The following is a 12,274-nucleotide window of genomic DNA, read 5'->3' as shown; positions in this document are numbered from 1 at the left end:
AAAAAATTTAAATATTACAATCTAACATACTATAAAAATTTAGCACTCAGTACTAGCTTGTGTTAGCAGTGCTGCAAAACGCTCTTGTTGCTCGTCTGTCAAACAGGCTTCTGTAAACTGTTTAACATAGAGTGAAACAGTATCAATATAAGCAATATTAACTGCAATAGCGGTTTCAAATTTTGCTGTTCTGCTAAATACAGCCACTGAATGCACTATCTTTGACTCAGCAGTCTCTTGCAGTTGCATCAGATGTTTTACCGCTGCTACATTTTTATAATTCTGATGTAATGGGTTCATTAAGTGCTTTTTACGGCCCAAATAACTCCGAGTCCAGTTGGCTTGAGTCTCAGTACCAGAAATACTGCCTCGCTCACCTTTTACGGTAATAACAAAAATACCATAAGGGCAAAGCACGACATGGTCGACCACAACAAGCTCATCATTTGCCGTACGTAATTTAAGTTTTCGAAAATGCTGATACTCGCGTGATAAACGCCAGCGTAGTAGCCTATTTAATTTATATTCTGCAAACACACCTTTAAAGCCGGGTAAGTTGAAGCCAAACCAAGTTGTCAATAAAAACACTGCTAATAACAATGCAAATATGTTGGCTGCTATCAGCGGTATATTATTAATTAGCTGTATCATCAACGCTGATGAAACTACTGCCGCGGTATAGATAGTGCCGTCATCAACCTGCTCATTAGATAACGGCAACTTATTGAGTGTTGCAGTGTCTGGTATCACTTTACTGCTTGTAGACGAAGACTGTTCCGATGCTGCAGTCATCGCCACTAGCGCCGGTTCTGCCAACTTCGAAGTAATAGCCTCGGTCGGTTGCTTAAGCTTAGTTATATCGGAAGTAATTTTAGCTGGAGTTGTTTTCGCAGTGTCAGGCATAACCACGACAGCTTTGTCGTTGGTGTTCATTTGATGGGGAAGATAGGTCACCGGATTGCGACAAGACTTTTCGTATTCACGAGTTGCACTACGAAAATTACTATTTTGTTTATGATTACTAAAGCGGTCTATTTGCTGTTGCAGCATAATGCAGGCGCCTTCAGTGTATTGCTGTTGGGCATACACCTGTGACGATACAAATATTAGCAGTGATAAAGCAAATATCAAATAGCGCATAAATCATCTCTAGATAATCAGATACTTATGCTATCAGTAACAAATATAATTAACATCTTTTTATGTGATTCAAACTAAAAGATGTTAATTTTCAGTAGAACCCCCTAACTACACCCTACAATTTATTTATTCAGTAAATATATATTTATATCGTTACCTCTGTCAGCATTCTTTACAATTACGCACTTAAATGTAAACAAAACAAACTTAAGCTACTGATTATAATCATTATTAGCTACATGGCACAATTAGTGCTCTTAGAAGTCTATCGCAATAGGAGCAACGCTCACTTGCCGCAGTGAACTCTTAATTGTTTAAAGGAATAATAATAATGAAGTCAATTAAATCCGTGTTTTGCTCCACTTTACTTTTAATTTCTACCAGTGTTTTTGCTGGACCCATGGTGTTTACAGATTTCAGCCAGTTAGATTTTTACGGCAATTTCGATTACGCCTTAAACTTTAATGGCTCAGGTACGCAACAAGTTGGCGATGCGCTTTTTACAAATGTCGCGGCAAACGGTTCTGGTGCACCCGCTGGAGTATCCATTACCGGATTTAACCGCAACACAACTTGGGCTGGCGGTTCTGCATTAGGAACAGGCAGTGATAACGATGCTTTAGAACAAATTTTAAGATCGTTAACTTGGTCGGCAGGTATTGCAACTGGCGCCCTCGATTTAGATATCATTATTGGTAATAACTATCGGTTACAATTACTATTTTCAGAGGGCTGTTGTAATAATCGCCATTATGCAGTTGCAGCTGAAGGCTTACTAAACGAGGTAGTGAAAGGTACTGCACTTGATAGCAGTAGTGTTTGGAAAAACTCTGCTAGCCAAGGTTACGCCATGACTTTAGATTTTTTAGCTAACGATTCAATGCTGAATATCGATTTTTCAAGACTTACAGGTGGCGACACTAATTACCATATTTCTGGTTTAACCTTAGAGCGCGTGCCAGAGCCTGGTGTGTTATTCATATTTGGTTTCGGCCTGGCTATATTAGGGTTTGTAAACCGTAAAAAATCTGCCACTACTACTGCTTCCCCTACAATTTAATAAAGCCCAATAATCTAGCAATATTCAGCGCATCGTCTATACCGCGATGCGCTGTACCTGCAAAACCAAGCTGATGATATTCAAGTGCATTCGCTAAACATTCCGCTTTACCGTTTCTGAACAGTAGTAACTTAGTTTAAATCAGTCTGTTGAGGTAATATTAAGGGCAATATTAATTAACATTTTATTAATTAACTCCGCCCCCTTTTTAAGGTTAACTCTGCTTTACGCTCCGCCGCTTGTTGCAACAACTTATCTAAGGCCTGCCTGTTATACACTTTACCGCCATAAATTAGGGTATCGATGGTTCTTACGGCGTTAATATCTTGCAGTGGGTTTGCTGGTAGTAATAACAAATCGGCCTGTTTGTTTGCTGCTATGCTGCCATAGTCAGCTTGAACACCCATAAACGTTGCGCCGTTAATAGTTGCTGTGCGCAGTATTTGGGCTGGGGTTAAACCGGCTTGTTGAAATAACTCTAATTCATCGTGTAGCGCTTGGGCTGGATAAACATAGGTGTTTAGCGCTGCTGAATCACTACCAGCTAATAATAAAACCCCTGCTTGTTCTAAATAAGGCAGTTGCTTAGCAATTAATTGATATTGCTGTTGACGCTCGGCAGTTTGGGCTTCGGTTTCACCCGCCATACGGCCTATACGCCACTGATAATTGTCGGTGAAGTCTGCAGTTAAATATTGCAAAAACTGATCCTTACTATGATCTGTTTCGGCTAAATAAGCTAACTGTCGACCGCCAATTAACGTTGGTGTTACCGCCACCTGCTGTCGTGCCAACATTTGGTAGCCATAAATAGCAAGGTGCTGATCAAAACCCTGTTTATAGTGCGCATAGGCGTCAGCATTGGTCATGGTTCCGTTGCGCACCGCTGCGGCTATTTCCGCTTCATCAGCAAAGCCTAAACGTAATAAATACGAAGCATGTTCAATACTGCTTAAGCCAGCTTCTGCAAGTTGTTTAATAGTCGCGCCTACTGGAATATGACTAGAGACTAAAAACCCTTGGCGACGCGCTTCGCGAATAGTATCGAGATATAGTTCGGGCTGCAGCGTGTTTTCGGTGATTTTAATAAAATCGACCTGCATTTGTTTCAGCTTTTCCATACCGGCTAATAAGTCTTGCTGATTGCCAATTTCCAGATCGCCATCCCACAACGAATCGATACCTTCAAACTTTTGACCGGCAGTGAAAATACGTGGCCCAAGCCGTTTGCCAGCCGCAATTTCGCTCCGCCACTCTAAAACTGTTGGCGCTAAGTTACCTGCTGAATCACGAACTGCCGTAATGCCGTATGCTAAATATACCGGCAATAATAAAGCATTATCTTCTACTAAATTGCGGCCTTCAAAATGGACATGCATATCCCACAAAGCAGGAATTAAATATTGCGACTGGCCATCTAGTTGCTGCATATTTTTATACTTACTGCGCTCAGTTGCCGGCAAAACAGCAGTGATTTTCCCTTGCTCTATTAACACCATTTTATTTTGTACAAGCTTACCGGCTTCAACATCAACCAGTTGAATATTGTGCAGTAATAAACTTTCATCTAATAAGCTGGAGTTAGCCTGTTGTGGCTGACTTATGCAGCCACTAAGTAATAACAAAACGACAGCATAACGAACAATAGAAAACATAATATATCTCAACAATTAAGAACTCTATTTCAGTATGACTTACTTTTTGTCACAACCACTATGTTTACTAACGCTTATCAGCACCCTTTAGTCGTGTTTATTTTTAATAACACTCAATAATGGACCTTTATTGGTTACAAATTCATCTTGGATTATCTTGTTGATACTATTTTCATCCCGTTGTGTCTTACAGCTATTTATAACCGCTGTTAACTAAGGTATAACGACGCAATGAAAATACCAAAACGAATCCAGCCTCTGGTTGACGAAGGCATGGTGGATGAAGTTATCCGCCCGTTAATGAGTGGCAAAGAAGCTTCTGTTTATATCGTCCGTTGTGGCGAGGATATTCGCTGCGCTAAAGTGTACAAAGAAGCAGACAAGCGCAGCTTTAAGCAAGCTGTGCTATATCAAGAAGGCCGTAAAGTTCGCAGCTCGCGCCGAGCGCGTGCGATGGAAAAAGGCTCTAAATTTGGCCGCCAGCAACAAGAAGAAATTTGGCAACATACCGAAGTTGATGCTCTTTTCAAGCTATCTAAAGCCGGTGTAAGGGTACCAGAGCCTTACGGCTGCTATAACGGCGTATTGCTGATGGAGCTGGTTTGTGACGACGAAGGCATAGTTGCGCCGCGTTTAGCAGATATTGCGATGGACGCTGAGTTAGCCATAGCTGACCACGCTACTATGCTGCATTATATCGTGATCATGTTGTGCGAAGGCCTAGTGCATGGTGACTTATCTGAATTTAACGTGTTAGTGGATGATCAAGGACCAGTGGTAATTGATTTGCCACAAGTAGTCGATGCTGCCGCGAATAACAATGCTAAGTGGATGTTCTGCCGCGATGTAAACAATATGCGGGATTATTACGGTATCTACGCACCAGAGCTGTTACAAACCAACTATGCCGAAGAAATTTGGGCGCTATATGAAGCCGGTGAATTAACCACAGATTCTGTACTAACCGGCGAATTTATTGCCGATACTGACGAAACTGATGTCGACTCAGTATTAGAACAAATTAAAGCTGCCTTTGCCGAAGCCGAAGAGCGCAAAGCACGTTTAGCTGAAGAAGACGAATAAACTACGCAACTATTTCGCTGCTGCATACTAGCTATAATAGAAGCTAAGCCTTAATCTAGCTGCAGTTATTCTGCAGTATTTTTTCGAGCTGTTCATGCCTAAATTTAAAGTGTTTTTGCTCCCTATTGCTATCTTAATCGTACTGGCTCTTAGCTTTTGGTACAGCACTGGCTGGCTACAGCTATGTGCTGGTTTGGCCTTATTTTTATTTGGTATGCAATGCTTAGAAGAAGGCTTAAAACAATTAGCCGGTGGCAAGTTAGAACAAGTACTCGCACGTAGTACATCTACTCGATTTAAAAGCTTTTTGGTTGGCATGGGCGGCACTATGCTGCTGCAGTCTACTACCCTAATGTCTTTATTAACTATCGCTTTTATTAGTACCGGTTTAATTCAATTTGCCAGTGGCATTGCCATTTTGTTAGGGGTTAACCTTGGCACCAGTGCTGGCATTTGGCTGCTGGCGGCGGCTGGGCAAAACTTTAGTTTAAGCCCGCTAGCATTACCGTTATTAGTATTTGGTGTGCTAGCTGGTTTTAATGGTCCAAAAAGTAAAGCGGCTGGCCGGATAGTGTTGGGTATTGCCTTTATTTTCTTAGGTATTGATCAAATTAAAGGCGGCTTTAGTGAGTTTGGCAGTAGCTTAGATTTAACAGAGCAATTTGATGCCACTTTATTAGGTCAATTAGCCTTTGTTATCGTCGGCATCGCCTTAACCGCTGTACTACAGTCAAGCCATGCCACTTTAATGCTAGTGCTAGCTGCATTAGCCGGTGGTCAAATAGAACTATGGCAAGCGATGACCATTACCATTGGCGGCAATATTGGTAGCAGCGTTACCACGGCCCTTGTTGGTTGGCTAAGCGGTAATCGCAGCGGTCAGCGCCTAGTGTTAGTGCACGCATTATTTAATATTGTTACCGGCATTATCACTTTTATATTCCTCATGCCACTAATGTGGTTAGCGCAAAGTTCTATGGCGTTATTTGGTGCGGCTGATAATACTTTGCTGCAACTGGCTATGTTCCAAACTTTATTTAACGTTATCGGTGTCATTATATTTTGGCCACTGCAAAGCAAAATTGGCCAATGGTTATGCTATTTATTTCCCGACCCGGTTGAACCAGAAGTATTAATTACGGCTGCAGATATACAGCCTGACTTGGCTATTAAGCCCCAACTAATTGCCCCAAACCAAGCACGCTATCTAAATGAAGCCGCATTAGCTTCTGCCGACACGGCTGCAAGTGCTGTGGTGCAAGAACTGCAGCATTTGGGTCGCTTAAGCTTAGAAGTAATCTGCCATGCCTTATATCAACCTATAGAGCAATTAAATTCACCCACAATCGATGAAAGGCTATTAAACACCCTACCCGATGATAGCAACAGCTTAGACGCTAAAGAGCTATATCAGCTGCATATTAAAGGTGTCTATTCTGACTTATTAAGCTTTATGAGCCGGTTAAACATTGAGCTAGATGAAGAGCAGCAAAAGTTCTGGATGACTTGCCATATGCTGGCACTGCAATTAGTTGATGCGGTAAAAAATGCCAAACACTTACAGAAAAACGTATACCGCTATTTACGTGATGACTCCATTTTCACCCGTAATTTATATCTAGACCTACGTCGCCATGTTATTTGGGTGCTGCGTGAAGCCTATGCCTTAAGCCGAATGGAGTTAACTGAAGAACAATCGCTACTGGCATTATCCGAGTTAAACACAGAAACCGAGCGGTTTGTGAAAGAGTTTCGACATCGTATTTTTAGTGCCATACGTATGCAAAGCTTAAATAACTTACAAGCAAGTTCGCTAATGAATGATTTAAATTACAGCCATCGTATCGCTCAAAGCTTTAGTCATGTGCTGCAAGTTAGCTTAACCGACGACAATAAACTACTACGTGACATACGCCATTTAGGCGCCGAGAGAACACCGTTAGTCAGTTTAATCTAAATTAAAATGGGGTCAGTGCTAATTAATAAAATGTTAACCAGATAATTGGTTAACAATAAATTAATGTGCACTGACCCCATATTAGTTTGTAAGGCTTAGTTTGATGGGCCTTTGCCGATGTAGCGCTCTAGCCAGTTGTGGAATTCACTAAACCAAAATACTGAGTTGTTTGGTTTTAATATCCAGTGATTTTCGTCTGGGAAGTAGACTAAACGGGCGTCGATGCCTTTTCCTTTATATACGCCGTAGGCTTCTAAGCCTTGAGTTACGGGTACGCGGTAGTCTTTTTCACCGTGGATAACCAGCATGGGTGTGACAAATTTGTCGGCATGCATGGCTGGGCTCCATTGCAGCATTTTATCTAAGCCATCCCAAGGTGCGCCACCATAAGAATGAACTCGATGTGACGTGCCGTCTGAGGCAAATTGGCCCATTAAATTATAGACACCTGCATGGTTTATTAAGGCTTTATAGCGATCAGTATGACCGGCAATCCAGCTAACGAGATAGCCACCGTAACTGCCACCTGCTGCGGCTAATCGGTCTTCATCAATAAAGCCTTTTTGCAGCATAAAGTCGACTGCAGCTTGGCTATCAATAAAGGGTTTTGTAGGGTGTTCGCCATGAATAGACTCTGCAAATTCTTGACCAAAACTGGTTGAACCATGGAAGTTAGGCATAATAACCACATAGCCCGGCGCGGCAAATAATTGCGGGTTCCAGCGGAAACTAAAGTTATCCCCAAAGAAACCGTGTGGGCCACCGTGCAGTAAGTTTAGTAATGGCCATTTTTTGCTTTTATCAAAGTTTGGTGGATAAATAACATACATTTGAATGGCTTTGCCATCAGCACCAGTGAACTCAGCTTCTTCAACCTTACCCCAGGCAATATTTTGCTGAAGATCTTGGTTAAAGTGAGTTAACGCCGTTAAGTTTTTACCGTTAGTTTTCAGTTTGAAAATTTCTGGAAACTGGCTAATACCATGCTGCACAAACACTAACTGATTGTTTGCTGCAACCCGAACACCGCTATTACTTTGGTCACGCAAGATCTGTTTTACCTTTCCACCTGCAGCCGATACCGAGAAAATGGATTGCTTAGCTCTATCGCCGGCAACAAAGTATAACGTTTTACCATTTTGGCTAAACTGCCAGTCGGCAGGAGAATGCATAAAGTCTTTAGCTAGCTCGGTTTTTTTACCACTTTTAATATCGTGGCGAATTAATTTAACCCGATCGGCATAAAAGTCGGTACGCTCTTGAGCACCATAAACAATAAATTTTCCGTCTGGGCTAAATACTGGGTTAGCATCCCGGGCTGGGTTATCGCTGGTAAGGTTAGTAAAATCACCGCTACCATCTAGCTTTAACATTAATACATCACTATTTAGCTGGTTGTACGGCTTTTCACTAGTAATGGCGCTTAACGCTAACGTTTTACTATCAGGAGCAATCGAATAATCCACACCGCCACCGACCGAGAACCACCGCTGCCAACCTGGGGTTAGTTCACTGACCGTATTGCTGGCTAAATCTAACTTAAATAAACGTGGAAATAAGTTATCTGTTAACCACTTATCCCAATAACGGTAAACCCGCTCTTCAGTCACTTTAGCGCTAACTTTATTATTTTTTTGTTGCTTTAACTCACTCTCTAACGCAGCAAAGTCACCATTAAAACTGGCTGGCACTTGGGCCATAAAAATAATGCTTTTACCATCAGGGGTAAATTGCGGTGCCGATACCGATACCGGCAAGGTGGTTAATTGCTTGGCTTCACCGCCTTGCATTGGCAGCACAAACAACTGGCCTTTGCTATTGCCGCGTCGGGCAACAAACGCCAATTGCTTACCGTCTGGGCTCCAAATGGGGCTTGATTCACTTTCTTCTAAATGGGTCAGTTGGCTAATGGCACCTGTGTTGATATCCAGCAAATGCAAATCAGCATTGCCTTTGTCGGTTTCCATGCTGTAACGCGTTAACGAAAACACTGCTTGCTTGCCATCGGGTGAAACTACTGGCGTGCTAGGCCGCGCGGCTTGCCATAAGTCTGCTGAGGTTATGGGCTGTGGCTCGGCCATTAGCTGGCTGCTTGCCAACAACAAGGCGCTTACTAAGCCTTTATAGATAAAAGAGTGACTTTTCATTGCGATACCTAATTTTAACTACAGATAAAGTACAGTAAAGTACGGTTAAGTGATAAAAATAACCGCTAAACCTTAGCACACAAGGCGTCACAGATAGTAAAGGCATGCGGTTGGCTGGCTAAAGCTTGCGATTAAGCTAACTTAAGGCGAGCTCTACTGGCTATAAATTTAAATAATTACTAGACGACTGGTCTAATTATGCGTATTATCTGGCCATGAGCAAAAAACACCACGACACTTGCCAGCATTTACTCGACACTGGCCATCAAATAATTGCCGCCCGAGGCTTTAGCTCGGTTGGGCTTACGGCTTTGTTGCAACAAGCTGAAGTGCCAAAAGGCTCGTTTTATCACTACTTTAAATCTAAAGAACAATTTGGCCAGGCGCTGCTAGAAGATTACTTCAGTCAGTACCTTGCTCAGTTAGATGTGCTGTTTAACCAAGCCGAACTAACGGCTAAGCAACAATTCATGCAATATTGGGCTGAATGGCAACGTCGCTATTGTAGTGCCGACGGCCGCAGTGATTGCTTAGTGGTAAAACTCAGCGCTGAAGTCGCCGACTTATCTGAGTCAATGCGTTTAACGTTAAAAGACGGTACCGATCAGGTAATAGTGCGTTTGACCCGTTGTATTGCAACCGGTGTTGCTGATGGCTCGTTAACCATTGCTCAGCCAGAATTTACCGCCACTAGCTTATATCAATTATGGCTAGGGGCTAGCTTACTCACTAAGTTACATCGTGATCAGCGCCATCTTGATTTAGCGATGCAAATGACAAAACAATTACTAGACGGCTAATCCCAAGTTGTTTGCTTACCCGCTTTATAGCGGGCTTTTTTAGCAAACCTAACTAGTCGACTGGTCTAATTTTACAATCCTAACGTAGTGCTTTAACCACTACATTTTTAATATTTATTAAGTAAAAGGTATTTTATGCAAGATTTTAGTTTTTATAACCCTACCCGTATTGAATTTGGCCCAGGTAAAATTGCCAAAATTGATAAATTAGTACCAAAAGATGCCAAAGTATTAATATTACTCGGCGGTGAAAGTGCCAAGAAAAACGGTACTTTAGATGAAGTATTAGCGGCTCTTGGTGAGCGTGACAGTCAAGTTTTCTCTGGTATTGAGCCCAACCCAAGCTATGAAACCATGATGCAAGCGGTTGCAGTGGTCAAGCAGCACAAAATTGATTTTTTACTAGCCGTTGGCGGTGGTTCGGTTATCGACGGTACTAAATTTGTTGCCGCAGCTGCGCTATACCCAGACGATGCTTGGCAAATTTTAGTCACTGGCGGTAAACACATTAAACAAGCCCTGCCATTCGGTACGGTGTTAACCTTACCGGCAACCGGTTCAGAAATGAACAGCGGCTCAGTTATTACCAATAAATCACTGCAAGCTAAACTGCCCTTTGGTAGCTCATTGTTGTATCCACAATTCTCAATTTTAGATCCGGTTAAAACCTACAGCTTACCGCAAAAACAAATTGCTAACGGTGTAGTCGATGCCTTTGTTCATGTTATGGAGCAATATTTAACCTATGCTGATGATGCGCCAGTGCAAGATCGTTTTGCCGAAGGCTTATTACAAACTTTAATTGAAATTGGCCCTAAAGCTTTAGCTGAACCAGAAAATTATCAAGTGCGTGCCAGCTTAATGTGGACTGCAACGTTAGCCTTAAATGGTTTAATTGGTGCTGGTGTACCACAAGATTGGTCTACCCATATGTTAGGTCATGAGTTAACCGCTATTCATGGTTTAGATCATGCGCAAACTTTAGCCATAGTGTTACCCGAAATGTTGCGCCAGCGTAAAGCCAGCAAAATGACTAAGCTAGTCCAGTTTGCTGAGCGGGTCTGGCATATTGAGCACGGCACTGATGACGAAAAAGCCGAAGCGGCGATTGAAAAAATGCGCGCTTTCTTTGAATCGGTTGGCGTTGCCACTCGCTTAAGTGACTATCAGCTTGGTGCTGAACATATCGAACCGCTAATCGAAAGCTTAATTAAGCATAATATGGTGGCCCTAGGTGAACATGGTGATGTGACGCCTGACTTATGTCGGAGCATTTTACAAGCCAGTTTGTAACTCTTTTGAGTAGCAGCTTGATAACCAGAGCCAAGTTATTGCAGTAGATAATTTATTGCAGGAAACAATTTATGCAGGAGAAAACTATGCAAAGCCAAAACAATACGGTTAATCGTCAATTAACGTTAGCAACACGACCACAAGGGGCACCTACTAGCGAAAATTTCGCGTTGATTGCAGGCGAAATTCCAAGCATTAGTGCAGGTCAATTATTACTGCGCACGGTGTATCTTAGCCTAGACCCTTATATGCGCGGCCGGATGAGTGATGCAAAATCTTATGCCGATCCAGTCGCCATAGGTGATGCTATGGTCGGCGGCACTGTCAGCCGAGTTCACGCCAGTAACCATGCCGATTATAACATTGGCGACTGGGTACTGAGCTTTAACGGTTGGCAAGATTATGCCGTTAGCGATGGCGAAGGCTTAATTAAACTCGACCCAAGCATTATGCCGCCTTCTTATGCCTTAGGCATTATGGGTATGCCGGGCTTTACCGCTTATATGGGCTTACTGGATATTGGTCAGCCTAAAGCCGGTGAAACGGTTGTTGTTGCCGCAGCAACAGGCGCTGTTGGCTCAGTAGTAGCGCAAATAGCTAAAATCAAAGGCTGTCACGTGGTTGCTATAGCGGGTGGTGCCGAAAAATGTGCTTACGCCTTAGAAAAACTGGGAGTGGATGCCTGTATTGACCATAAAGCAGAAGATTTTGCCCAGCAGTTAGCCGATGCTTGTCCGCAAGGCATTGATGTTTATTATGAAAACGTCGGCGGTAAAGTGCTTGATGCAGTGTTACCGTTATTAAATACCGGCGCTCGGGTACCGGTTTGCGGCTTGATTTCGCAATATAATGCCACTGAACTACCGCAAGGCCCGGATCGTTTAGGTCAGTTAATGGGCAGTATTCTGGTCAAACGCATGACAGTAAAAGGTTTTATTATCTTTGACGATTATGCTCATCGCTATAATGAATTCGCACAAGCTATGGTGCCATGGCTACAGCAAGACAAAATTCACTATAAAGAGCAAATTGTCGATGGTTTAGCTGCTGCGCCTGAAGCTTTTATTGGTTTATTAGAAGGTAAAAACTTCGGTAAGTTAGTGATCCGCGTTGGTCAGGATGACTTAAGCTAGCTTCAA

The 12,274-nt window shown here is 42.6% G+C and carries 9 protein-coding genes; 6 read left to right on the top strand and 3 right to left on the bottom strand.

Annotated elements, in window-relative coordinates:
• Positions 1 to 39 precede the first annotated feature (39 nt).
• Positions 40 to 1,140 (bottom strand): nuclease-related domain-containing protein, encoded by a 1,101-nt coding sequence (locus BI198_RS03310; RefSeq protein WP_070048273.1) that lies wholly within the window; start codon positions 1,138 to 1,140, stop codon positions 40 to 42.
• A 331-nt stretch (positions 1,141 to 1,471) separates the two neighbouring features.
• On the opposite strand from BI198_RS03310, the gene BI198_RS03305 reads away from it, so the two are divergent.
• On the top strand, positions 1,472 to 2,200 hold the full coding sequence (locus BI198_RS03305; RefSeq protein ID WP_141728832.1) for a PEP-CTERM sorting domain-containing protein: 729 nt from the start codon (positions 1,472 to 1,474) through the stop codon (positions 2,198 to 2,200).
• 191 nt (positions 2,201 to 2,391) lie between these two features.
• Here BI198_RS03305 and BI198_RS03300 read toward each other — a convergent pair whose 3' ends face one another.
• Complete coding sequence (locus BI198_RS03300) at positions 2,392 to 3,855, bottom strand: amidohydrolase family protein (protein WP_070048271.1); 1,464 nt, start codon at positions 3,853 to 3,855, stop codon at positions 2,392 to 2,394.
• A 231-nt stretch (positions 3,856 to 4,086) separates the two neighbouring features.
• Here BI198_RS03300 and BI198_RS03295 point away from each other — a divergent pair, with 231 nt between their 5' ends.
• Together BI198_RS03295 and BI198_RS03290 are read left to right on the top strand one after the other, a co-directional pair.
• A complete protein-coding gene (locus BI198_RS03295; RefSeq protein ID WP_070048270.1) occupies positions 4,087 to 4,938 on the top strand; it encodes a PA4780 family RIO1-like protein kinase in 852 nt (283 codons plus the stop codon).
• A 94-nt stretch (positions 4,939 to 5,032) separates the two neighbouring features.
• Positions 5,033 to 6,895, top strand: a complete 1,863-nt coding sequence (locus BI198_RS03290; RefSeq protein WP_070048269.1) for a Na/Pi cotransporter family protein — start codon at positions 5,033 to 5,035, stop codon at positions 6,893 to 6,895.
• 95 nt (positions 6,896 to 6,990) lie between these two features.
• Here the strand turns inward: BI198_RS03290 and BI198_RS03285 are convergent, their stop codons facing one another.
• A complete protein-coding gene (locus BI198_RS03285; RefSeq protein ID WP_070048268.1) occupies positions 6,991 to 9,042 on the bottom strand; it encodes a S9 family peptidase in 2,052 nt (683 codons plus the stop codon).
• A 215-nt stretch (positions 9,043 to 9,257) separates the two neighbouring features.
• Between BI198_RS03285 and BI198_RS03280 the strand changes: the two genes are divergently transcribed.
• The 3 genes from BI198_RS03280 (at position 9,258) to BI198_RS03270 (ending at position 12,268) form a co-directional block, all read left to right on the top strand.
• Positions 9,258 to 9,842, top strand: a complete 585-nt coding sequence (locus BI198_RS03280) for a TetR/AcrR family transcriptional regulator (protein WP_070048267.1) — start codon at positions 9,258 to 9,260, stop codon at positions 9,840 to 9,842.
• A 135-nt stretch (positions 9,843 to 9,977) separates the two neighbouring features.
• On the top strand, positions 9,978 to 11,135 hold the full coding sequence (locus tag BI198_RS03275; RefSeq protein ID WP_070048266.1) for an iron-containing alcohol dehydrogenase: 1,158 nt from the start codon (positions 9,978 to 9,980) through the stop codon (positions 11,133 to 11,135).
• Between the two features lie 71 nt (positions 11,136 to 11,206).
• Complete coding sequence (locus BI198_RS03270; protein ID WP_070048265.1) at positions 11,207 to 12,268, top strand: NADP-dependent oxidoreductase; 1,062 nt, start codon at positions 11,207 to 11,209, stop codon at positions 12,266 to 12,268.
• Positions 12,269 to 12,274: the final 6 nt, after the last annotated feature.

This window comes from Rheinheimera salexigens, from assembly GCF_001752395.1.
Lineage (GTDB): Bacteria > Pseudomonadota > Gammaproteobacteria > Enterobacterales > Alteromonadaceae > Alishewanella > Alishewanella salexigens.
This window is presented reverse-complemented; position numbering and strand designations above follow the sequence as displayed.

What these genes read in the sequence shown, in the direction of transcription:
- BI198_RS03305 (WP_141728832.1), top strand. Translation starts at nt 1,472, where the DNA reads ATGAAGTCAATTAAATCCGTGTTTTGCTCCACTTTACTTTTAATTTCT.
- BI198_RS03295 (WP_070048270.1), top strand. Translation starts at nt 4,087, where the DNA reads ATGAAAATACCAAAACGAATCCAGCCTCTGGTTGACGAAGGCATGGTG.
- BI198_RS03310 (WP_070048273.1), bottom strand. Translation starts at nt 1,140, where the DNA reads ATGCGCTATTTGATATTTGCTTTATCACTGCTAATATTTGTATCGTCA.
- BI198_RS03290 (WP_070048269.1), top strand. Translation starts at nt 5,033, where the DNA reads ATGCCTAAATTTAAAGTGTTTTTGCTCCCTATTGCTATCTTAATCGTA.
- BI198_RS03300 (WP_070048271.1), bottom strand. Translation starts at nt 3,855, where the DNA reads ATGTTTTCTATTGTTCGTTATGCTGTCGTTTTGTTATTACTTAGTGGC.
- BI198_RS03285 (WP_070048268.1), bottom strand. Translation starts at nt 9,042, where the DNA reads ATGAAAAGTCACTCTTTTATCTATAAAGGCTTAGTAAGCGCCTTGTTG.
- BI198_RS03275 (WP_070048266.1), top strand. Translation starts at nt 9,978, where the DNA reads ATGCAAGATTTTAGTTTTTATAACCCTACCCGTATTGAATTTGGCCCA.
- BI198_RS03280 (WP_070048267.1), top strand. Translation starts at nt 9,258, where the DNA reads ATGAGCAAAAAACACCACGACACTTGCCAGCATTTACTCGACACTGGC.
- BI198_RS03270 (WP_070048265.1), top strand. Translation starts at nt 11,207, where the DNA reads ATGCAGGAGAAAACTATGCAAAGCCAAAACAATACGGTTAATCGTCAA.